Consider the following 21,791-nt stretch of genomic DNA (forward strand, 5'->3'; position numbering starts at 1 on the left):
TGTGGAAGTGTCAGTGACCCTGCTCGTCGCGCCGGCGCTGCCAGCGCTCCTCGATCCGGTCCATCATCGAGCGCCGCTGCCGACCCTGGCGGCCCGGGGGCGCGCCCGCGCCCGGTGCCGCCTGCTCGCCGGGCTTCGGGGCCTTGCGCCAGCCGGTCACGGCGAGCACCGCGCATCCCAGCATGACGAGGAAGCCGACGACGCTGAGCCACCAGACCTCGTTGAAGACCATTCCGGCCATGAGGAGCGCGATACCTACGAGGAAGCCCGCGACCGCCTGGTAGACCCGTCGCCGGGTGTACGTGCGCAGCCCGCTTCCCTCAAGCGCTGTCGCGAACTTGGGATCTTCGGCGTACAGCGCTCGCTCCATCTGCTCGAGCATGCGCTGCTCGTGCTCTGAGAGCGGCACGGAGTCCTCCTCATCGTGCAGTCGCCGGGGCGACCCGGGGGGTCTCTTCAGGATAGGCAGGGAATCGCCCCCGTGAAACCCGCCCCTCTGCGCCAATTGACCAACCGGAATCCGCCATGGGCGGTCCGGCTCGCCTTGAGGTTTCCATTCCCCGGCGGCCGTCCCGTCATGCCGGGCGGTCTCCCTCGATCATACGGCGGGATACGCCCGATCGGGGGGCCTGTGGCGTACTCCATCCGCAACCAATGCGCTGATCAGCGGCGCGTCACAGCGGGCGCTCAGGTCGCGTCGGTCCCCCGCGTCTCACCGAGCACATGAAGCTGCGTGGCCACCGCGTGGAACGCGGGCAGTTCGGCCGCCGCCGCCTCCAGCTGGAGCAGGGCGTCCACGGCCCCGGGCTCGGTGTCCACCAGCACGCCCGGGACGAGATCGGCGAAGACCCGGACGCCGTGCACCGCGCCGACGCTCAGGCCCGCGCCCTCGACCAGCCCGATGAGCTGTTCGGCGGTGAAGCGGCGGGGCATCGGGTCGCCCGCGCCCCAGCGTCCGTCCGGGTCGTCCAGGGCGCGCTTCGCCTCGGTGAAGTGGCCGGCGAGGGCGCGGGCGAGGACGGCGCCGCCCAGGCCCGCGGCGAGCAGGCTGAGCACGCCCTCGGGGCGCAGCGCGGCCACCGCGTTGCGCAGGCCCTCGGCGGGGTCGTCCACGTACTCGAGCACGCCGTGGCAGAGCACCGCGTCGTGGCCGCCGCGGTCGACCACGTCGAACAGGCCGTGGGCGTCGCCCTGCACGCCCCGCACCCGGTCGGCGACGCCGGCCTCGGCGGCGCGGCGCTCCAGCGCGAACAGGGCGTTGGGACTGGGGTCCACGACCGTGACCCGGTGGCCGAGACGGGCGACGGGCACCGCGAAGTTGCCGCTGCCGCCGCCGGTGTCGAGGACGTCCAGGGTCTCCCGGCCGGTGGCCTTGACCCGGCGGTCCAGGGCGTCCCGCAGGACGTCCCAGACCACGGCCGTACGGAGCGAGGCGCGAGGGCGGGAGGGGTCGGAGCGCAGCGACGCCGGGTGAGGGCTGTGCTGGGATACGGGCGGGCGCATCGGGTCCGACACGGCAGTTGACTCCTCGGCGCGGCACCGCCACGCGGGGCGGAGCGAACGGGCTGCCTTCCCTGGCCGGCGGCGGTCCGGGGGAAGGCTTCAGGCGCCTTCCACCCTATTGCCTCCGGCCCCCTGCCCGGCCACTCCGGGCCGCCCGGCCCGTCCCGCGGCCGGCCACTGCGGCCGCCGCGCCGCCGCCGCACCGGTCGGCGCGGTTGGCGGCGCGGTTGGCGGCGCGGTTGGCGGCGCGGTTGGCGGCGCGGTTGGCGGCGCGGTGATCGGTGCCCGCTGCCGGCACCGCGACCGGCGGCAGGCACCGCCGATCCCGCAAGCGGTGGCCCTGCCGCCCGCGACGGATGGGCGGCCGCCGCGGCGCGACCGGTGAACGGCAGCCCCACGACCCGCGCTCCGAGCGCCCCCGCCCGGCCGCCCTTGCCCGCGGCGGTCGGCGCCGGTCCCGGTCCCGCGGCCGGCGGCACACCCGACCGAACCCACAGTCGGCGGCCTGGCCACCCATGACGGGCCGCCGACCCATCGCACGACCGGCGATCGCAGCCCCGCGGCCCGCGTCAGGCCGCCTCAGCCCGCGTCGGGCATGTCGCGCCCCCTCCCCCGGCCGGGGTCCTTCACCGCCGCGTCCGCGTCGGGGCGGGGCGGTGGCAGGACCGGCTGGAGCACCAGCATGCGCTCCACGAGGCGGATGAACATCGCCACGTCGCGTATCAGGTCGTCGGCGTCGCGGCGGTTGGCCGCGCCCTGGACGCCCGCCTCGGCCAGGGCGCGGCGGCGGGCGCCGGAGGCGAACAGGGCGCTCCACTCGGTCAGTTCGGGGGCGATCTCGGGGAGCACTTCCCAGGCGCTCCTGATCCGGGCCCGGCGGCGCGGCGTGGTCTCCGGACGGCCGCGGGCGGCGAGCACGGCGGCGGCGGTGCGCAGGGCGGCGAGGTGGGCCGTGGCGTACCGCTCGTTGGGGGTTTCCAGGGCGGCGGCGTCGTCGAGCCCGGCGCGGGCCTGGGTGAGCAGGTCGAGGGCGGCGGGCGGGGCCGTGGCCCGGCGGAGCACGGGGTGCACGTCGCTCGCCGGGCCGGTCAGTGAGGGGGCAGGGCCGGTGGCGCGGCGCCGGCGGGCGGCGGCTGCGGACGGGTTGGCCATGACGATCCTCCTGTCGTCGTGTGACGGCACTGTGGCCGTATGTGCCCATCGTGAGGTATGGCACTGACAATCCGTTCTGACCTGCGGTTTTGCCTCGATCGGCAGTTCGGGCTAGCTTTTGAACTGACCAGTCAGTGCAATGCGGGGATGCAGGGGGGAACCGTGGGACTCGCCGTCACCGCCCGGGACTTCGGGTTGAAGGGCCCTCGCGGCTGGGCCTTCCGGGACGTCTCCTTCGACGCCGCGGCCGGCTCGCTGATCGCGGTCGAGGGGCCGTCGGGTTCGGGACGCACCTGTCTGCTGCTGGCGCTCACCGGCCGGATGAGGGCCACCGCGGGGACGGCGGCCGTCGGCGAGGCCCGGCTGCCCAAGCGGCTGGGCGCCGTGCGCCGGGTCACCGCGCTCGCCCACGTGCCCGGCGTCACCGACCTCGACCCGGCCCTGACCGTCGGGGAGCACCTGCGGGAACGGGCACTGCTGCAGCGCCGGTTCGGCGACTCCCTGCGCGCACTGCTGCGCCCGCGCCGCGAGCGGTCGGCCGAGGGCGCCCTGCGGATCGACTCGGCGCTGAGGGCCGCCGGGCTGGACCGGGAGGCCCTGCCCAAGGGCTCCCGGACGGCCGTACGGGATCTCGGTCGGCTGGAGGCGCTGCGGCTGTCCGTCGCCCTGGCGCTCATGGGGCGTCCGGAGGTGCTCGGCGTGGACGACACCGACCTGAAGCTGTCGGAGGCGGAGCGGGCGGAGGTGTGGGAGCTGCTGCGGTCGCTCGCCGACGCCGGGACGACGGTGGTGGCGGTGTGCAGTCAGGCGCCTCCGGACGCGGTCGTGGTCCGCCTCTGCCTCGATGGCGAGGAAGCCGATGACGACGACGTCCCTCTCGGCCGCGACGACGATGCGAAGGCCGACGACGTCTCCCCCGGACGCGGCGATGACGCAGCCGACGACGAAGTCGATCCCCACGACGCGGCAGACCCCCACGGCGCAGCAGACCCCCGCGGCGAGGCCGGTCCCCGCTCCGAAGCCGATCACGACGAAGCGAAGGAGACGGCCGATGCGCTCGCCGAGACTGGCCGCGCTTGAGCTGCGGCGGTTCGGCCGCGGCAGGCTGCCCCGCGCCGCCCTTGTGGCGCTGCTGCTGCTCCCGCTGCTGTACGGCGCCCTGTACCTGTGGTCCTTCTGGGACCCGTACGGCCGCCTGGACCGGCTGCCCGTGGCGCTGGTCAACGAGGACGAGGGGGCCACCGCGGACGGACGGCGCGTCCGCGCGGGCGACGACATCGTCGCGGGCCTGCGCGACAGCGGGGTCTTCGACTGGCGGGAGGTGAGCGCCGCCGAGGCCCGCGCGGGCGTCGAGGACGGCCGGTACTACCTGTCGCTGACCCTGCCGGCCGACTTCAGCGAGCGCATCGCCTCCGGTTCGGGCGACTCCCCCGAGGCGGGCGCCCTGCACGTGCGCACCAACGACGCGAACAACTACGTCGTCGGGCAGATCTCGCGGACGGTGTTCGGCGAGGTGCGCGCGGCGGCGTCCACGAAGGCGTCGCGGTCCTTCCTGGACCGGATCTTCATCTCGTTCTCCGACATCCACGGCGAGACCGTGCGGGCCGCGAGCGGCGCCGACCGGCTGAAGAACGGCATCGGCACGGCCGAGGAGGGGTCTAGGGACCTCGCCGCCGGCCTCGAGGACGCCAAGGAGGGCAGCGGGGACCTCTCCGAAGGGCTGACACGGCTGGACGGCGGTGCGGGCGACCTGGAGGACGGTTCCCGGCGGGTCGCCGAGGGGACGCAGGCGCTCGCGGACAAGGTCCACGCGGTGGCCGACAAGGTGGGGCCGTTCCTGGAGGACAACGAGCAGGCGATCGGGGACACGGCCCGGTTCGTCGCGGACTCCGCCGGGGCGCTCCGCGAGGGCCTCGACGGTCTCGAGGAGCGGGCGCCGGGCGCGGCGAAGGACGCCCGCGCGGCCTCCGACCGGCTCGCCGCCGTCCACGAGACCCGCTGCGAGACCCCGGTACTGCCCGACCCGGCCTGCCCCGACCTGAAGTCGGCCAGGGACGCCGCCGCCGCTGCCGCTACGGCCGCGGAGGACCTCGGCGAACTGGTCACCGAGCGCCGGGACGACCTCGAGAAGCTGGACGGCCGTCTCGCCGCTCTGGAGAAGCAGTCCCGGGCCCTCGCCGAGCGCGCCCCGCGCCTGTCCGAGGACCTCGCCGACGCCGTCTCCCGGATCGACCGGCTAAACGAGGGCGCCGGAAAGGTCGCGGCCGGGGCGAAGACACTGCACTCCGGGCTCGGCACCGCGAAAACCGGCGCAGTGGACCTCGACGAGGGCGTCGGGGAGCTGAAGACCGGCGCGGACGACCTCAGCGGCGGCATGTACAAGCTGGTCGACGGCTCGGTACGGCTGGCCGGCGGGCTGCACGACGGCGCGCGGAGGATCCCCGACTACGACGAGCGGGAGCGCGACGCGCGCACCGGGGTCATGGCCGACCCCGTGCGGCTCGCCTCCGAGTCGCTGCACCGGGCGCCCAACTACGGCACCGGATTCGCCCCGTACTTCATCCCGCTGTCCCTGTGGGTGGGCGCGATGGTGGCGTACATGGTGATCCCGCCGCTCAACCGGCGGGCGCTGGCCGCGGGCGCGTCGGCGTGGCGGATCGCGCTGGCCGGCTGGCTGCCGGTACTGGCGATCGGGACGGCGCAGACGGCCGCCCTGATGGCGGTGCTGCACTGGGCGGTCGGCCTGGAGATGGCGCGGGCGGCCGGGACGGTGGGCTTCCTGCTCCTGGTGACGGCGTGCTTCGCGGCGATCGTGCAGTGGCTGAACGCCCGCTTCGGCGCGGCCGGGCGGATCCTGGTCCTCGCCCTGCTGATGCTTCAGCTGACGTCCGCGGGCGGCACCTACCCGGTGCAGACCAGCCCCGGCTTCTTCAACGCCCTGCACCCCTTCCTGCCGATGACGTACGTCGTGGAGGCCCTGCGCAGGCTCGTCACCGGCGGCGGACTCGAACCGGTGTGGACGGGAAGCCTCGTGCTGGCCGCCTTCACCGCCGGCGCCCTCGCCCTGACCGCCCTGTCGGCCCACCGCAGGCAGGTGTGGACGCTGGACCGGCTGCACCCGGAGCTGACGCTGTGACCGCGCCCGCCGGGCCGCCGCCCGCCCCCGCTCCGGTGCCCGGCGGCGCGGCCGTTGCTGTGACAATCGGGGCCATGGAAAGCAGCAGCACCACGTCGGCGGGCGGCAGCCGCCGCGAGGCCACCCGGCAGAAGCTCTACGAGGCCGCCGTCACGCTCATCGCGGAGCAGGGGTTCTCCGCCACCACCGTGGACGAGATCGCCGAGCGGGCCGGCGTCGCCAAGGGGACGGTGTACTACAACTTCGCCAGCAAGTCCGTCCTCTTCGAGGAGTTGCTGCGGCACGGCGTGGGCCTGCTCACCGCCTCGCTGCGGGCAGCGGCCGAGGAGTCCGCGCGCGCGGGCGGCAGCAAGGTCGACGCGCTGGATGCGATGATCCGCGCGGGCCTCGGCTTCATCGCCCGCTACCCGGCCTTCACCCAGCTCTACGTGGCCGAGCTGTGGCGCACCAACCGCGCCTGGCAGTCCACGCTGATGGTGGTGCGCGGGCAGGTCGTCGCCCTCATCGAGGACGTGCTGCGCGAGGGTGTGGCCAGTGGCGAGTTCAGCGAGGAGATCGACGTCCAGCTGACCGCCGCCGCGCTGGTCGGCATGGTGCTGGTGGCCGCCCTGGACTGGCTGGCCTTCCAGCCGGAGCGCTCCCTGGACGACGTCCACGCGGCGCTCTCCCGACTGCTCCAGGGGCGGGTCAGCGGGCGCACCCCCGGCAACCGGTAGCCGGGCCGCGACCGGGCACGCCCCGGCTGCCGACGACCGCCGGCCGACAACCGGCACCTCGTGACCGCCGGCCGTCGCCCGCCGTCGACCGGCGACCAACCGCCGCCGGGTGCACGAAAGCGCCGGTCCGGTGTGGCCGCGTCCCCCGCGGGCCGCACACGAACCGGCGCTTCCCCGTGCTCCCCCCGTTTCCCCCCGATTCCCCCGATGGCGCCCGCCTCTCGCGCTCCCCCGCGCTTCCCCCGATGGGCGCCGTTCGGTCGTGCCCCGGGCCTCCCCGGGTTCCCCCGTGCCTCGCTCCCGCCGACCGCGCGGCCGGCGGAAGGAGCGGATCGGGGGCCGGCTCCGCTCCGGCGCCCCGTGTCGCCGGTGCCGGGCCGAGCCCCTCTCCGTGCCCCAACTCTCTCGTTCACCCAGGTCGGGGCCCATCCGTGCGCGTACTCATCTCCTCGCCTAGGTACCGGTACTCAGGACTGCGCGCCCGACCCCAGGACGCGACGGCACGGGCGTGGTTACGGTTACGTCCGTGTCCGTACTCCCCCTGGTGTTCACGAGCGGCTGGGCCAGCGGCGTCAACGCCTACGCGGTGGTGCTGCTCCTCGGCCTGTTCGGCGCCACCGGGATCAGCGACGAGGTGCCCGGGACGCTGCAGCGCCCCGAGGTGCTGGTCACCGCGGGCGTGCTGTTCCTGTGCGAGGCGGTCGCCGACAAGATCCCGTACGTCGACTCCCTGTGGGACACCGCGCACACGGTGATCCGGCCCGCCGCGGGCGCCTGGGTGGGGGCGCTGCTCGCCGGGCAGAGCGCCTCGCTGTCCGACTTCGCGGCCGGCGCGATCGGCGGCACGACGGCGCTGGCCAGCCACGCGGTCAAGGCCGGGACCAGGATGGCGGTCAACAGCTCGCCGGAGCCGTTCAGCAACATCGCCCTCAGTGTGGCCGAGGATCTCGGGGTCGCCGGGGTGATCACCTTCGCGATCTTCCATCCGGTGGCGGCGGCCGTCGTCGCGGGCGCGCTGCTGCTCGGCGGGCTGGTGACGCTGGTCTTCCTGATCTCCCGGATCCGCCGCTTCCTGCGCCGCCGCGCCGAGCGCCGGGCAGCGCGCAGGCTCACCTCCCGACCGCAGGCGCCGCCGGGCTGAGCGCCGGAACGCCTGGTCAGGGGTCCGGCGGCAGGGTGTCAGTGGTGGCCGATAAAGTCGCGGTCATGGCACGGATTGCGGTGATCGGCGCCGGGATGGGCGCGATGGCGGCCGCCGCCCGGCTGGCCGTCGCGGGCCACCGGGTGGCGGTGTACGAACGCACGGAGACGTACGGCGGCGCGGTGCGCCGGCTGGAGCGCGACGGCTTCCGCTTCGACACCGGCCCCGGGCTGCTGCCGCTGCCCGCGGTGCAGCGCGATCTGTTCGTCAAGACCGGCAAGGAGCCGCTGGAGCGGTGCGTCGACCTCGTCCAGGTCGACCCGTCCGCGCGGCACGTCTTCGCGGACGGCACCGGGATCGCCCTGCCGAACGCCTCGCGCGCGGGCGTCGTCGCCGCTCTCGACGCGGCGCTGGGAGCGGGCGCGGGCCGGCGCTGGGGCGACTTCCTGGTGCGGGCCCGCGAGGCCTGGGACCGCACCCGCAGACCGCTGCTGGAGGAGCCCCTGTGGCCCGACTGGCGCGTGCTGGCCGAGCGGGAGCCCTACCCCGCCGTTCCGCACAAGCGGCTGCTGCGCACCCGGCGGGCCGGCACGCTCGCCGAGGTCGGCGCGTGGGAGCTGCGCGATTCCCGGCTGGCGGCGCTGCTGGAGAGCCATGCGCTGGCGCACGGCCTCGATCCGAGGACGGCTCCGGCGAGTGCCGCGGTGCTGCCGTACATGGAGCACGCGTTCGGCACCTGGTACGTGCGCGGGGGGCTGCGGGAGCTTGCGCGGGCGGTGTACGAACGGTGCCTGGCGCGGCGGGTGGAGTTCGTCTTCGGCGCCGAGGTCGCCCGGGTGCTGGAGAAGGACGGCCGCGCGGCGGGGGTGGAGCTGGCGGACGGCTCGGTGGCGGAGGCGGACTTCGTCGTCGCCGGCGTCGCTCCCGGGACGCTGGGGCGCCTGGCCGGCGACACCACGGTGCGGGGCACCGGAGATGTGCCGCCGCGGCAAGGGCTGCCGAGTCGGCTGACGGTGTGCCTGGCGCTCGCCGGGGAGCGTCCGGAGGGGACGGCGCACCGGACGGTGGTGCACTCCGGGGACCGGGAGGCCGAGCTGGCCTCGCTGTTCGACGGCGAGCCGTGGTCGACCACCCCCACGGTCACCGTGCTGCGCCCCGACGACCCGGCGCTGGTCCCGGACGCCGCGCATGAGGCGGTCGCCGTCACCGCGCCCGTGCCCGTGGGGACGACTGCCTGCGACGAGCACGCCGAGCGCATGATCACGGCCGCCGAGCGCGCGATACCCGGCCTGCGGGACCGTCTGCTGTGGCGCGAGGTGCGCACTCCTGCCGACGTCGAGGCGGCGACCGGCGCCGAGGGGGGCGCGGTGCCGGCGCCCTCGCTGGCGGCGGCCGGCGGACGGCTGCTGCATCCGTCCAACACCACCGCACTGTCCGGCCTGTTCACGGTCGGCGGCTGGTCCCACCCCGGCGGCGGACTGCCCCACGCGGGCATGTCGGGCGCGCTGGTGGCCGGCCTGATCGTGGAGGGCCCGGACTTCCGCGGCTCACAGTGAGCCGGGGGCCTCCGGTGGCAGGAGGCCCTCAAGTGGAGCGGCGGACCGAACGGTGAGCGGTGCACCGCCTCGCGAGCGGTGCACCAGCCGAGAGCAGTGCACTGATGCAAGAGCAAAGCCCCAAGCCGAGAGCAGGGCACCGACCCGAGAGACGTGCACCAACCGTTGCGCGGCGGAGCTTCCGGTGACCGGCGGGACGCGGCGAGCCGCTAGTAGCGGTAACGCTCGTCGTAGCCGTTCTGCTGCGGCTGTCCGTCGCCCTGGTACGGGTACGGCTGCTCGGGCGGGAGTTCACCGGCGAACGGGTCGTCGGCGCTGCGCTGCTGGGGCACCCACACGCCGCCGGGCGGCGTCTCGCCGTAACCGCCGGTGGCATACGGGTCCTGGGAGTAGCCCTGGCCGTACTGCTGCGGATTGCCGTAGGCGGGGTCGAAGGCGGCGCCGTCGTAGTTCTGGGCGCCGGCGTACGGGTCGGAGTAGGCGGCGTACTGCTGCTGGGCGCCGGTGTCGTAGCCGTAGCCCTGCTGCCCGTAGGCCGCGTAGGCGTCGTACGCATAGGCCGACTGGTCGGCGGCGGCGTGGGCGGCCGTCGCGTACTGCTCCTGGGACTGGTCCGCGGGGGCGTACCCGGCGGTGTCGCCGTAGACGCCGTAGGAGCCGGTGTCGTCGGGCAGCGGCTGCGGAGAGTACACGGAGGTGGTCTCGGCGGCCGTGGCGTCGACGGGACGGGAGGGGGTGAAGACGTCGTCGCGGTCGTGGTCGTCCTGGCCGTCGCCGTGCGGGGCGGCGTTGCCGTGCTCCTCCAGACCGGAGACCTCCAGGGCCGGGTCCCGGCGCTCCGCCTCGCCGCGGCGGCGCTTGCTGCCGCCCGCCGACGGCCGGCCCGTGACCGCCCAGCCCGCCTCGAAGCCTCGGCGGAAGGACAGGGTGACGTACGTCTGCCCGACCGCGAAGGCCGCGGCGCCCAGCCCGATCACGACGACGGACGGGATCAGCACGCCGAGGACGACGCCGAGGAAGCCGACGAACGCCAGCAGCCGCCAGCGGAGCCGCGCCTTGTACTGCAGCAGCACCTCGCCCAGCAACCACAGCGCGACGATGCCGAACGCGATGTAGAGGACCGTCCAGCCCATGTACGCCCCTCTCCCAGTGACCGGTTACGCAGTGTGGCGTATCCGCGCCCGGCCGGTCTAGGCCCGCGGTGGGTGGTGCAGGCCCAGGTTCTCGTAGATTTCCAGCGTCGCCGTGGAGTTGTTGAGCGTGATGAAGTGCAGTCCGGGCACTCCCTCGGCCAGCAGCCGCGCGCAGAACTCGGTGGCGAACTCGATGCCAATGGAGCGTACAGCGGCCGGATCGTCTTTGGCTGTGAGGATCCGCTCTTTCAGGACGGCGGGGATGTGCGCGTTGCTCAGCTGCGGCAGCCGCTCCAGCATCCGCACGCTGGTCACGGGCATGACCTCGGGGATGACCGGGGTGTCGCAGCCCGCCGCGGCGACGCGGTCGCGCAGCCGCAGGTAGGACTCGGGCTGGAAGAACATCTGGGTGATGGCGTAGTCCGCGCCGGCCCGGCACTTGTCGACGAAGTGCTCGACGTCCGCGTCCCAGTCCGCGGAGCGCGGGTGCATCTCCGGGAAGGCCGCGACGCCCACGCAGAAGTCGCCGGACTCCTTGATGAGCCGGACGAGTTCGGCCGCGTAGGTCAGGCCCTGCGGGTGCGGCACCCAGTCGGCCATGGGGTCGCCGGGCGGGTCGCCGCGCACGGCGAGCATGTTGCGGATGCCGGCGTCGGCGTACTGGCCGATGATGTTGCGCAGCTCGGCGATGGAGTGGTTGACGGCGGTGAGGTGGGCGACCGGGGTGAGCGTCGTGTCGGCGACGATCTGCTGGGTCTCCTTGACGGTGCCCGCGCGGGTGGAACCGCCGGCGCCGTAGGTGACGGACACGAAGTCGGGGGCGACCGCCTCGACCCTGCGCAGCGCGCTCCACAGGTTCCGCTCGCCCTTGGGGGTCTTCGGAGCCGAGAACTCGAACGAGTACGTCGTCTTGCCGGTGGCGAGGATGTCACGCACGGTGCGTGCGCGGTCCGTCCTGGTGGATGCGGTTCCGAGGGCCATACGGGCAGGTTAGCCAGGGCGCGGCGGTCACCCAACCGGATGCTGGAATTTGCCCGGTTTGCCGGACCGTTGTCCACCCCTTGGACAGACCACGGAGGAACCGCACCGCGACCCGCCCGCCACCGACCCCACCGGCCCGTCTCCCACCGGCCGGTCCGCCACCGGCCGGTCTCCCACCGGCCCAGCGTTCACCGGCCCGCCCTTCACCCGGCCCGCAGCCGCTCGGCGAACTCGGCCGCGGCGGCGCCCGGGTCGTCCGCCTCGGTGATCGCGCGGACGACGACGACCCGGCGGGCCCCGGCGTCCAGCACCTGATCGAGGTTGCCGAGGTCGATCCCGCCGATGGCGAACCAGGGGCGGTCGGTGCCCAGTGACGCGGTGTGACGGACCAGGTCGAGTCCGGGCGCGTGACGGCCCGGCTTGGTGGGGGTCGGCCAGCAGGGCCCGGTGCAGAAGTAGTCGACGCCCTCCTGGGCGGCGGCAGCGGCGGCCTCCGTCTCGGAGTGCGTGGAACGGCCGATGAGGACGTCGCCGCCGAGGATGGCGCGGGCGGCCGGGACGGGCAGGTCGCCCTGGCCGAGGTGGAGGACGTCCGCGCCGGCGGCGTGCGCGACGTCCGCGCGGTCGTTCACCGCGAGGAGCTTGCCGTGCCGGGCGCAGGCGTCGGCGAGGACACGGAGGTGCTCCAGCTCCTCGGCGGCCTCCATGCCTTTGTCCCGCAGCTGCACGATGTCGACGCCGCCCGCCAGTACGGCGTCCAGGAAGGCGGGCAGGTCGCCCTGGCGCTTGCGGGCGTCCGTGCACAGATAGAGCCGGGCGTCGGCGAGCTGGGCGCGGGCGGTGACGGCGGTGGCCGTCTCGGCGGCGGTGCCGGGCATGTGCGGGTCCCCCGTGGTTCGGTGGGCGTAGGGCGGCGGGCGGGCGCGGCCGGGGCCGCGGCCCGCCGGGGCGGAGCCGCGGCCATACGCCGGACGGTTGTTCGGTCGGGCTGTGGATCAGACGGCGAGCGCCTGGGCGCGGCGCTTCACCTCCGTGCCGCGATTCTCGCTGAGCGCCTGCGCGGGGGTGCCGGGCAGGCTCGGGTCGGGGGTGAAGAGCCACTCGAGCATCTCTTCGTCCGTGAAGCCGTCGTCCCGCAGGAGGGTCAGGGTGCCGGTCAGGCCCTTGACGACCTTGTCGCCGTCGATGAAGGCGGCGGGGACGTGCAGCGCGCGGTTCTCACCTCGGCGTACGGCGATGAGCTGGCCCTCCTTGACCAGCTGCCGGACGCGCGTCACCTCGACGCCGAGCATGTCGGCGATGTCGGGGAGCGTGAGCCAGGCGGGGACGAGAGCATCGATCTTTGCGTCAATCTCGGTCACGTCACCAAGACTGCCATCTGCGACTGACAGTCGGTAGCCGGGCGGGGTCGGAAGGGTCACAAGGGGGACGATCCGCCCGTCTTGGGACCTGCGTCAGGCCGTCGCCGCCTTCAGGGGCAGCGCCGGGTCCGCCAGCAGCCGCGGGTCCATGGCCGCCCCCGCCTCGATCAGACGCCGCCCCTGGGCGAGGTCCCTCGGGCGGCCCACCGCCAGCAGGGCGGCCAGCCGCCCCTCGCGCAGCCAGCAGACGCTCCAGGCGGGCCCCGCGGGGTCGCCGCGCCACAGCACGGTGTCGGTCGCGGTGTGGTGCCCGGCGTACTGGACGAAGCGGCCGAACTGCTCGGACCAGAAGTACGGCACGGGGTCGTAGGCCGCCAGGGGCTCGCCGGTGGCCGAGCCGACGATGTTCGCGGCGACCGTGCGCGGGCCCTGGAGGGCGTTGTCCCAGTGGTGCACGAGGAGCCGCTCGCCGTAGCGGCCGGAGGGGAAGGAGGCGCAGTCGCCGACCGCGTACACGTCCGGAGCGGAAGTGCGCAGATGGGCGTCGGCGACGACCTCCCGGTGGACGCCCAGCTCGATGCCCGAGCCCGCGAGCCAGTCCGTGGCGGGGCGGGCGCCGATGCCGACGACGACGGCGCCCGCGGGCAGCGTGGAGCCGTCGTCCAGCACCACCGTGCCGGGCTCGACGCGCCGCACGCGCGCGTGGGTGCGCAGTACGGCCCCGCTGTCGGCGTACCAGCCGGCCATCGGGGCGGCCACCTCGGGCGGCAGCACCCCGGCGAGCGGCCGGTCGGCGGCCTCCACGACGGTCACGGAGCAGCCGGCCTCCCGCGCGGCGGTGGCGAACTCGGCGCCGATCCAGCCGGCGCCCACGACCACGATGTCGTGCTGCCGGGCGAGCACGGGGCGCAGCCGCTCGGCGTCGTCCAGGGTGCGCAGCAGATGCACGCCGGGCACGCCCTCGGCGCCCGGCAGCCGCAGCGGCTCGGCGCCGGTGGCGAGCACCAGGACGTCGTACGGCTCCGGGCCCGCGGCGGTGTCCAGGACGTGGTCGCCGGGGCGCACGCCGAGGGCCTCGCGGCCGAGGTGGAGCTCGATGCCGAGGGCCTCGAAGTCGACGTCGAAGGCGGAGCCCTCCGCGGTGCCGAGCAGCACGGCCTTGGACAGGGGCGGCCGGTCGTAGGGCTGGTGGGGTTCGGCGCCGATCAGCGTCACGCCACCGGTGAAGCCCTGTTCCCGCAGCGCGACCGCGGTCTGCACGCCGGCCATGCCCGCGCCGGCGATCACCGCGCGCCGCGCGCCCGACTGCCTCTGCTCGCTCATCCGGTCACCATAGACAACTGACGCACGGTCAGTCCGCGCCGGGGCCGCCGACCTGTTCCACGACGCTCGTGCCGCTTCCCGGCCGCGACTCCCACTCCCAGGTCTCCTCCAGCCGCACCCTCCCGTCGGGCAGCTCCACGACGGTGGACACGCAGTGCCCGCTGGACGTCGCGCCGTCCCGCGTGAGCTGGACGTAGCGGAAGTCCAGCCGGTCGCCCGCGCGGGCGCCGACCAGGAAGCCGCGGACGACGTCGCCGCCCGCGTACTCGGCCCAGACCTCACCGTCCCGCTCGTGGTAGGCGAACCGGGTGCGGGCGCCGACCTGGCCCGGGGACTGGTCGGCGACGGGGGCGAGGACGAGACCGTCCAGGGATCGGGCCACGGCACAGGCTCCCTTACTGAGAACGGCGGGGGGCGGCTAGGGTGGCCACCGTAAAGCACTCGCGGGAGCCCGGACGCACCGGGCTGAGAGGGAGGCTGGCGGCCTCCGACCGTACGAACCTGATCCGGGTCATGCCGGCGAAGGGAGGGGCTGAATGCCCGTGTCGTCCTCCGCGCACGCGTCCGACGTCCTCGTCATCGGGGGCGGGATCATCGGCCTGGTCACGGCCTGGCGGGCCGCGCAGCGCGGGTTCTCCGTGACCGTCGTGGACCCCGAACCGGGCGGCGGGGCCGCCCGGGTGGCGGCGGGGATGCTCGCCGCCGTCACCGAGCTGCACCATGGCGAGCAGACCCTGCTCGGCCTCAACCTGGCCTCGGCCGAGCGCTATCCGGACTTCGCGGCCGAGCTGGCCGAGGCCGCGGGCCACGACCTCGGCTACCGCAGGTGCGGCACCCTCGCGGTCGCCCTGGACGCCGACGACCGCGCCCATCTGCGCGAGCTGCACGCCCTGCAGCGCCGGTCGGGACTCGACTCGCAGTGGCTGTCGGGGCGCGAGTGCCGCCGCCTGGAGCCGATGCTCGCGCCGGGCGTGCGCGGAGGGCTGCGGGTCGACGGCGACCACCAGATCGACCCGCGCCGGCTGGCCGCCGCCCTGGTCACGGCGTGCGAGCGGGCGGGCGTGACGCTCCACCGGGACGCGGCCGAGCGGCTCACCGTCGCCCGGGACCGGGCCACCGGCGCCGTCACGCGCGGGGACGCCGAACTGACGGCCGGGCAGGTCGTCCTCGCCGCCGGCAGTTTCAGCGGTCGCCTCGCGGGGGTCCCGGACGCCGTACGGCCGCCCGTGCGGCCGGTGAAGGGGCAGGTGGTGCGGCTGACCGTGCCGCCCCGGTACGCGCCGTTCCTGCACCGCACCGTCCGCGCGGTCGTCCGCGGCAGCGAGGTCTACCTGGTCCCGCGCGAGAACGGCGAACTGGTCATCGGCGCCACCAGCGAGGAGCTGGGCTGGGACACCACGGTCACCGCCGGGGGCGTGTACGAGCTGCTGCGCGACGCCCACGAACTCGTGCCGGGCCTCACCGAACTCCCCCTGACGGAGACCCGGGCCGGACTGCGCCCCGGCTCCCCGGACAACGCGCCGCTGCTCGGCCCGACCGACCTGGACGGCCTGCTGCTGGCCACCGGCCACTTCCGCAACGGCGTGCTGCTCACACCGGTCACCGGCGACGTCCTGGCGCACGCGCTGGCGACCGGGGAACTGCCCGAGGTGGCCCGTCCCTTCACCCCGCAACGCTTCGGCGCCGCGCCGGCCGCCTCCGCCGTGGCCCCGTCCGCGGCGCCCGCCGTGGACACGTCCCCCGCACCCGTACCCGCCGTACGCACGGAGCAGCTCGTATGAACACCTCCGTCATGACCATCTCCGTCAACGGGGAGCGCCGCCAGGTCGCCGACGGCACCGCCCTCGACGCGCTGGTGCGCACCCTCACCGCGGCGCCCTCCGGGGTGGCCGCCGCCGTCAACGAAACCGTCGTCCCGCGCGCGCAGTGGCCCACGACGTCCCTCGCCGAGGGGGACCGCGTCGAGGTCCTCACCGCCGTCCAAGGAGGCTGACCCATGGCCGACGATCCGTTCGTCCTCGGGGGCACGTCCCTCACCTCCCGGCTGATCATGGGGACCGGCGGCGCGCCCAGCCTGGAGGTGCTGGAGCGGGCGCTGGTCGCGTCGGGGACGGAGCTGACCACGGTCGCGATGCGGCGCGTGGACCCGACGGTGCACGGCTCGGTGCTGTCCGTCCTGGAGCGGCTGGGCATCCGGGTCCTGCCGAACACGGCCGGCTGCTTCACCGCGGGCGAGGCCGTCCTCACCGCCCGCCTCGCGCGCGAGGCGCTGGGCACCGATCTGATCAAGCTGGAGGTCATCGCCGACGAGCGCACCCTGCTGCCGGACCCGATCGAGCTGCTCGACGCGGCCGAGACTCTGGTCGACGACGGGTTCACGGTGCTGCCGTACACCAACGACGACCCGGTGCTGGCGCGGAAGCTGGAGGACGTCGGCTGCGCCGCGATCATGCCGCTGGGCTCGCCCATCGGGTCCGGGCTCGGCATCCGCAACCCGCACAACTTCCAGCTGATCGTCGAGCACGCGCGCGTGCCGGTGATTCTGGACGCGGGCGCGGGGACGGCGTCGGACGCGGCGCTGGCGATGGAGCTGGGGTGCGCCGGGGTGATGCTCGCCTCGGCGGTGACGCGGGCCCAGGAGCCGGTCGTCATGGCGGAGGCCATGCGCCACGCGGTGGAGGCGGGGCGGCTGGCCCGGCTGGCGGGGCGGATTCCGCGGCGGCACTTCGCCGAGGCGTCCTCTCCCACGGAGGGCCTGGCCGTGCTCGATCCGGAGCGGCCCGCGTTCTGAGGGGCGCTGCGACGGGCCGCCGGCTCTCGGTGTGGGGATTGCGTCACAGGTCGGCTGCAGTCCCGGGCCCGTCGTCGCCGGACGCGCGGCGGTGTCGGCGGCGGCTCGTAGACTCGGGCCGTGGACACGACCCTTCAGGACCCGCTGGCCGGGCAGGTGCTCGACGGCCGGTACCGCGTCGACGCGCGGATCGCGGTCGGCGGCATGGCCACGGTCTACCGGGCCGTGGACACCCGCCTCGACCGGGTGCTCGCGCTCAAGGTGATGCACCCCACCCTCGCCGCGGACGCCACGTTCGTCGAGCGGTTCATCCGCGAGGCCAAGTCGGTCGCCCGCCTCGCCCACCCCAACGTCGTCCAGGTGTTCGACCAAGGGACGGACGGGTCGTACGTCTACCTGGCGATGGAGTACGTCGCCGGCTGCACCCTGCGCGACGTCCTGCGCGAGCGCGGGGCGCTGCAGCCGCGTGCGGCGCTGGACATCCTGGAGCCCGTCCTGGCCGCCCTCGGCGCGGCGCACCGCGCCGGGTTCGTGCACCGGGACATGAAGCCGGAGAACGTGCTGATCGGGGACGACGGCCGGGTCAAGGTCGCCGACTTCGGCCTCGTGCGGTCCGTGGGCACGGTGACGCAGACCACCGGCTCGGTCCTCGGCTCGGTCTCCTACCTGGCCCCCGAGCAGATCGAGCACGGCACGGCCGACCCGCGCGTCGACGTCTACGCGTGCGGCGTGATGCTCTACGAGATGCTGACCGGCGCCAGGCCGCACGCCGGGGACACGCCGGCCCAGATCCTCTACAAGCACGTCCACGACGACGTCCCCGCGCCCTCGGCCCGCGTGCCGGGGCTGCCGTACGAGCTGGACGAGCTGGTCGCCTCGGCCACCGCCCGCACCCCGGACCTGCGCCCGCACGACGCCGTGGCGCTGCTCGCCCACGCCCGCGAGGCGCGCGGCGGGCTCGGCGCCGACCAGCTCGACGCCGTGCCCCCGCAGGCGGTCACGGCCGCGCACGACAACGCCGAGGACCGTACGAGCGTCATCCCGCGCCCGCTGCCCGTGGGCGACGACGACGAGGCGGGCGGACCCTCGCTCGACCGGACCAGCCGGCTGCGGACGCCGCCCGTCCCGGCCCCGCGCCGCCGGCCGCGCCCGCCGCGCGCGGTGGTCGGCGTCCTCGCGGCCGTCCTGCTGCTGCTCGGCGTCGGCGCGGGCGTCTGGTACATCAACTCCGGCCAGTTCACCAAGGTCCCGCCGCTGCTGGCGAAGACCCAGGCCCAGGCCGAGGACCGGCTCGCGGACGCCGGTCTCGAACTGGGCGACGTCGACCACGCGTACAGCGACACCGTCCGGCGCGGCACGGTCATCAGCACCGACCCGGAGCCGGGCAGCCGCATCCGGCACAACGACTCGGTGTCGCTCGTCATCTCCGACGGCCCCGAGACGGTGAAGGTGCCGGACCTGTCGGGCTACCGGCTGGACAAGGCGCGCGCGGTGCTCAAGGACGAGGGCCTGGAACCGGGCATGGTGACCCGCGAGTTCGACGAGGACGTCCCCCGCGGCTTCGTGATCGGCACGGACCCCGGCTCGGGCGTCACGACCCGGGCCGGCTCGGCGATCGCGCTCACCGTCAGCAGGGGCGCCCCCGTCGACGTCCCCGACGTCTCCGGGCGGGACCTCGAGGACGCCCGCCAGGAGCTCGGGGAGGCCGGCCTCAAGGTGCGCATCGCCACCGAGGAGGTCCACTCCGAGCACGACAAAGGCCGGGTCGCCCGCCAGTCCCCCGCGCCCGGCGGCGAGGCCGCCGAGGGCGACACGGTGACGCTGACGCTCTCGAAGGGCCCCGAGATGGTCGAGGTCCCGGACGTCGTCGGCGACAGTGCGGACGAGGCCACCGGGAAGCTGGAGGCCGCCGGTTTCCGGGTCGAGGAGGACCGTGGGCTGCTGGGCCTGTTCGGCGGCGACACGGTCGAGGACCAGTCGGTGGACGGCGGTGAGCAGGCGCCCAAGGGCTCGACCATCACCATCGAGATCGGCTGAGCGCCACCGCCGCCGGTGCCCGCCCGCGCGGGCAGGCACCACGCGGGCGGGCAGCACCACCCGGGCGGCGACCACGCGGGCGGGCGCCGCGCGGACAGGGGCACGTCCTCGCCCATGACACCCTTGACGGGTGAACAACCAGACTCCCGCTCTCCCGCGCAACCCCGTCGGCGGTCATGTCCCCGTCGCCGGCGGGCTCCACTCCGTCGGCCTCGCCTACGCCCGCGAGCTGGGGGCCGAGACCGTGCAGGTCTTCGTCGCCAACCCGCGCGGCTGGGCCACTCCGGCCGGCAACCCGCGGCAGGACGAGGCGTTCCGCGAGGCGTGCGAGGCCGGTGCGATACCGGCGTACGTGCACGCCCCGTACCTGATCAACTTCGGCTCGCACACACAAGCCACCGTCGAGAGGTCGGTGGAGTCGCTGCGCCACTCGCTGCGCCGCGGGCGGGCCATCGGCGCGCTGGGGGTCGTCGTGCACACCGGGAGCGCCACCGGCGGCCGGGAGCGGGACGTCGCCCTGAAGCAGGTGCGCGAGCATCTGCTGCCGCTGCTGGACGAGCTGACCCACGACGACGACCCGTTCCTGCTGCTGGAGTCCACGGCCGGGCAGGGTTCCTCGCTGTGCTCGCGCACCTGGGACTTCGGGCCGTACTTCGAGGCCCTGGACGCGCATCCGAAACTCGGCGTCTGTCTCGACACCTGTCACGTCTTCGCCGCCGGGCACGACCTGACCGGGCCGGACGGGATGCACCGGACGCTGGACCTCCTGGTGGACACGGTCGGCGAGGGCCGGCTGAAGCTGATCCACGCGAACGACTCGAAGGACGTCGTCGGCGCCCACAAGGACCGGCACGCCAACATCGGCGCCGGTCACATCGGCGAGGACCCGTTCCGGGCGCTGATGACGCACCCCGCCACCGAGGGCGTGCCGCTGATCATCGAGACGCCCGGCGGGAGGGAGGGCCACGCCGCGGACGTGGAGCGGCTGAAGAAGCTCCGGGAGACGTGAGCCGCAGCACGCGCCGCACCACGCGCCGCCGCTACAGCTCGGGACCCTCCCCGGGCTCCTCCTGGTACGAGTAGCGCTGTTCCCTCCACGGGTCGCCGACGTTGTGGTAGCCGCGCTCCTCCCAGAAGCCGCGGCGGTCGGCGGTCATGTACTCCACGCCCCGCACCCACTTGGGGCCCTTCCAGGCGTACAGGTGCGGGACGATCAGACGCAGCGGGAAGCCGTGCTCGGCGGTCAGCAGTTCGCCGTCCTTGTGGGTGGCGAAGATCGTGCGCTCGGACGCGAAGTCGGCGAGGCGCAGATTCGAGCTGAACCCGTACTCCGCCCACACCATCACATGGGTGACATTCGGGGCGGGCGGCACGATCTCCAGGATGGTCCGGGCGGGGACGCCGCCCCACTCCGCACCGACCATGCTGAACTTCGTCACGCAGTGCAGATCGGCCACCACGGTGGTGTACGGCAGGGCCGTGAACTCCTCGTGCGTCCAGCCGTGCTTCTCGCCGTCGGCGGTGGCCCCGAAGACCCTGAACTCCCAGCGCTCGGGCCGGAACTTGGGCACCGGGCCGTAGTGCGTGACCGGCCAGCCGCGCTGGAGTCGCTGTCCCGGCGGAAGCTCGGACGGTACTGCTTCTCCTGATTCGCGCTCCACCGGATGACCCATGTCTCCATCCTGACAGACCGGACACCGTGCCCATGACCAGCCATGTCGGGAATCGGGCAACTGCCGCTAAGTATGCCCTTACTTACTAAGCCAGCACTTACTGGACGATCTTGGATACCCGGTGCAATCATGCGGCGGCAACCTCCGAGCACCGACGTGGAAGGAGCCTCTGCGATGCAGGGCGACCCCGAGGTCATCGAATTCCTCAACGAGCAGCTCACCGCCGAGCTGACGGCCATCAACCAGTACTTCCTGCACGCGAAGATGCAGGAGAACTTCGGCTGGACCAAGCTCGCGAAGTACACCCGGCACGAGTCGTTCGACGAGATGAAGCACGCCGAGGTGCTCACCGACCGGATCCTGTTCCTGGAGGGGCTGCCGAACTACCAGCGGCTGTTCCACGTCCGCGTGGGTCAGACGGTGCGGGAGATGTTCGAGGCCGACCGGCAGATCGAGGTCGAGGCGATCGACCGGCTGCGGCGCGGCATCGAGGTGATGCGCAGCAAGGGCGACATCACGTCGGCGAACATCTTCGAGTCGATCCTCGAGGACGAGGAGCACCACATCGACTACCTGGACACCCAGCTGGAGCTGCTGGAGAAGCTCGGCGAGGCGCTGTACATCGCGCAGCTGATCGAGCAGCCGGAGAGCTGAACCGCCTCCGGGAACCGCTCCCGGTGACCGCCCCCGGGAACCGCTCCCGGGCCACTGACGGGAATCACCCGGGGGAGCGTCCTCGGGGAACCGCCCTCGGGGCAGCTAGGCGGCGATCTCGCCGACCTGCGTGACCCGGGCGCCCTGCAGCGTCTCGGCCAGCTCCGTGAGGACCGGCTTGCCCTGGTCGGCCAGCTCGCGGCGGGGGCAGGCGCCACGGCCCAGGATGGCCTGGATGCGGCGGACGCACGAGCCGCAGTCGGTGCCCGCCTTGCAGGCCGACGCTATCTGGCGAGGCGTGCAGGCGCCGTCCTGCGCATGCTGCTTGACCTGCTGCTCGGTGATCCCGAAACAACTGCAGACGTACACGCGGCTCACCTCCCGGCGGGATGTAGCTGGGTCTCGCCATCCCGACGTTCTCGGTGAGGCAAACCTAACCTTACCCGTCTCTCATGTGGCGCAAAAGTGGAGTGGGGGGGGGGGGGGGGGGTGTGCCCCCCCCCCCCCCCCCCCCCCCCCCCCCCCCCCCCCCAAAAAAACACCCCCCCCCCCCCCCCCCCCCTTTTTTGTTTCCTTCACCCCCCCCCCCCCCCCCTCTTTGTTTCCTCCCCCCGGGGGGGAAAAAACAAACCCC

Annotated in this window: 22 protein-coding genes and 1 riboswitch; of the genes, 11 read left to right on the top strand and 11 right to left on the bottom strand. The window is 74.2% G+C overall.

The features are described from left to right. Positions 1-10: 10 nt before the first annotated feature. From ACZ6KF_RS14155 to ACZ6KF_RS14165, 3 genes are all read right to left on the bottom strand, one after another. Positions 11-409, bottom strand: coding sequence for a DUF3040 domain-containing protein (locus ACZ6KF_RS14155; RefSeq protein WP_356637051.1), 399 nt, complete (start codon positions 407-409; stop codon positions 11-13). Positions 410-687: 278 nt separating this feature from the next. Further along, on the bottom strand, positions 688-1,515 hold the full coding sequence (locus tag ACZ6KF_RS14160; RefSeq protein ID WP_356637053.1) for a methyltransferase: 828 nt from the start codon (positions 1,513-1,515) through the stop codon (positions 688-690). A 567-nt stretch (positions 1,516-2,082) separates the two neighbouring features. Then, complete coding sequence (locus ACZ6KF_RS14165; protein ID WP_356637055.1) at positions 2,083-2,655, bottom strand: SAV_6107 family HEPN domain-containing protein; 573 nt, start codon at positions 2,653-2,655, stop codon at positions 2,083-2,085. A 147-nt stretch (positions 2,656-2,802) separates the two neighbouring features. On the opposite strand from ACZ6KF_RS14165, the gene ACZ6KF_RS14170 reads away from it, so the two are divergent. From ACZ6KF_RS14170 to ACZ6KF_RS14190, 5 genes are all read left to right on the top strand, one after another. Then, on the top strand, positions 2,803-3,735 hold the full coding sequence (locus tag ACZ6KF_RS14170) for an ATP-binding cassette domain-containing protein (protein WP_469238521.1): 933 nt from the start codon (positions 2,803-2,805) through the stop codon (positions 3,733-3,735). Further along, positions 3,707-5,791: a YhgE/Pip family protein gene (locus tag ACZ6KF_RS14175; RefSeq protein ID WP_469174199.1), complete on the top strand. Its 2,085-nt coding sequence runs from the start codon at positions 3,707-3,709 to the stop codon at positions 5,789-5,791. Before ACZ6KF_RS14170 ends, ACZ6KF_RS14175 begins: the two co-directional genes overlap by 29 nt. 74 nt (positions 5,792-5,865) lie before the next feature. Beyond that, the gene (locus ACZ6KF_RS14180; RefSeq protein ID WP_356637061.1) at positions 5,866-6,507 is read left to right on the top strand and encodes a TetR/AcrR family transcriptional regulator; all 642 of its coding nucleotides are present in this window, start codon (positions 5,866-5,868) and stop codon (positions 6,505-6,507) included. Positions 6,508-7,033: 526 nt separating this feature from the next. Then, on the top strand, positions 7,034-7,648 hold the full coding sequence (locus tag ACZ6KF_RS14185; RefSeq protein ID WP_469158119.1) for a DUF4126 domain-containing protein: 615 nt from the start codon (positions 7,034-7,036) through the stop codon (positions 7,646-7,648). Positions 7,649-7,713: 65 nt separating this feature from the next. Beyond that, on the top strand, positions 7,714-9,204 hold the full coding sequence (locus ACZ6KF_RS14190; RefSeq protein ID WP_469238522.1) for a phytoene desaturase family protein: 1,491 nt from the start codon (positions 7,714-7,716) through the stop codon (positions 9,202-9,204). A 209-nt stretch (positions 9,205-9,413) separates the two neighbouring features. Here ACZ6KF_RS14190 and ACZ6KF_RS14195 read toward each other — a convergent pair whose 3' ends face one another. From ACZ6KF_RS14195 to ACZ6KF_RS14220, 6 genes are all read right to left on the bottom strand, one after another. Beyond that, positions 9,414-10,337: an SCO2102 family sporulation regulator gene (locus ACZ6KF_RS14195; RefSeq protein ID WP_469174203.1), complete on the bottom strand. Its 924-nt coding sequence runs from the start codon at positions 10,335-10,337 to the stop codon at positions 9,414-9,416. A gap of 57 nt (positions 10,338-10,394) precedes the next feature. Beyond that, a complete protein-coding gene (gene metF, locus ACZ6KF_RS14200) occupies positions 10,395-11,318 on the bottom strand; it encodes a methylenetetrahydrofolate reductase [NAD(P)H] (RefSeq protein ID WP_356637070.1) in 924 nt (307 codons plus the stop codon). 203 nt (positions 11,319-11,521) lie between these two features. Then, positions 11,522-12,196: a thiamine phosphate synthase gene (gene thiE / locus ACZ6KF_RS14205; RefSeq protein WP_356637072.1), complete on the bottom strand. Its 675-nt coding sequence runs from the start codon at positions 12,194-12,196 to the stop codon at positions 11,522-11,524. Positions 12,197-12,313: 117 nt separating this feature from the next. Beyond that, positions 12,314-12,679: an Rv2175c family DNA-binding protein gene (locus tag ACZ6KF_RS14210; RefSeq protein ID WP_356637074.1), complete on the bottom strand. Its 366-nt coding sequence runs from the start codon at positions 12,677-12,679 to the stop codon at positions 12,314-12,316. A gap of 93 nt (positions 12,680-12,772) precedes the next feature. Next, positions 12,773-14,002 (bottom strand): NAD(P)/FAD-dependent oxidoreductase, encoded by a 1,230-nt coding sequence (locus ACZ6KF_RS14215; protein WP_469238523.1) that lies wholly within the window; start codon positions 14,000-14,002, stop codon positions 12,773-12,775. A gap of 28 nt (positions 14,003-14,030) precedes the next feature. Further along, positions 14,031-14,384, bottom strand: a complete 354-nt coding sequence (locus ACZ6KF_RS14220) for an avidin-fold protein (protein WP_356637078.1) — start codon at positions 14,382-14,384, stop codon at positions 14,031-14,033. Positions 14,385-14,435: 51 nt separating this feature from the next. Then, a riboswitch (TPP riboswitch) is annotated at positions 14,436-14,547 on the top strand. Here ACZ6KF_RS14220 and thiO point away from each other — a divergent pair. From thiO to ACZ6KF_RS14245, 5 genes are all read left to right on the top strand, one after another. Further along, complete coding sequence (thiO, locus tag ACZ6KF_RS14225; protein WP_469238524.1) at positions 14,539-15,783, top strand: glycine oxidase ThiO; 1,245 nt, start codon at positions 14,539-14,541, stop codon at positions 15,781-15,783. It overlaps the preceding riboswitch by 9 nt. 11 nt (positions 15,784-15,794) lie before the next feature. Further along, positions 15,795-15,995: a sulfur carrier protein ThiS gene (gene thiS, locus ACZ6KF_RS14230; RefSeq protein ID WP_356637094.1), complete on the top strand. Its 201-nt coding sequence runs from the start codon at positions 15,795-15,797 to the stop codon at positions 15,993-15,995. 3 nt (positions 15,996-15,998) lie between these two features. Next, a complete protein-coding gene (locus ACZ6KF_RS14235) occupies positions 15,999-16,793 on the top strand; it encodes a thiazole synthase (protein WP_356637082.1) in 795 nt (264 codons plus the stop codon). A gap of 120 nt (positions 16,794-16,913) precedes the next feature. After that, positions 16,914-18,830 (top strand): Stk1 family PASTA domain-containing Ser/Thr kinase, encoded by a 1,917-nt coding sequence (gene pknB / locus ACZ6KF_RS14240; protein WP_356637084.1) that lies wholly within the window; start codon positions 16,914-16,916, stop codon positions 18,828-18,830. Positions 18,831-18,960: 130 nt separating this feature from the next. Continuing rightward, positions 18,961-19,839, top strand: a complete 879-nt coding sequence (locus ACZ6KF_RS14245) for a deoxyribonuclease IV (protein ID WP_469238525.1) — start codon at positions 18,961-18,963, stop codon at positions 19,837-19,839. A gap of 31 nt (positions 19,840-19,870) precedes the next feature. On the opposite strand, the gene ACZ6KF_RS14250 is transcribed toward ACZ6KF_RS14245, so the two are convergent. After that, complete coding sequence (locus ACZ6KF_RS14250) at positions 19,871-20,503, bottom strand: sulfite oxidase-like oxidoreductase (protein ID WP_356637088.1); 633 nt, start codon at positions 20,501-20,503, stop codon at positions 19,871-19,873. A gap of 174 nt (positions 20,504-20,677) precedes the next feature. On the opposite strand from ACZ6KF_RS14250, the gene bfr reads away from it, so the two are divergent. Beyond that, positions 20,678-21,157 (top strand): bacterioferritin, encoded by a 480-nt coding sequence (gene bfr / locus ACZ6KF_RS14255; protein ID WP_356637090.1) that lies wholly within the window; start codon positions 20,678-20,680, stop codon positions 21,155-21,157. Positions 21,158-21,262: 105 nt separating this feature from the next. Here bfr and ACZ6KF_RS14260 read toward each other — a convergent pair whose 3' ends face one another. Continuing rightward, the gene (locus ACZ6KF_RS14260) at positions 21,263-21,535 is read right to left on the bottom strand and encodes a (2Fe-2S)-binding protein (RefSeq protein WP_469158113.1); all 273 of its coding nucleotides are present in this window, start codon (positions 21,533-21,535) and stop codon (positions 21,263-21,265) included. Positions 21,536-21,791: the final 256 nt, after the last annotated feature.

This window comes from Streptomyces sp. NPDC046379, from assembly GCF_055587785.1.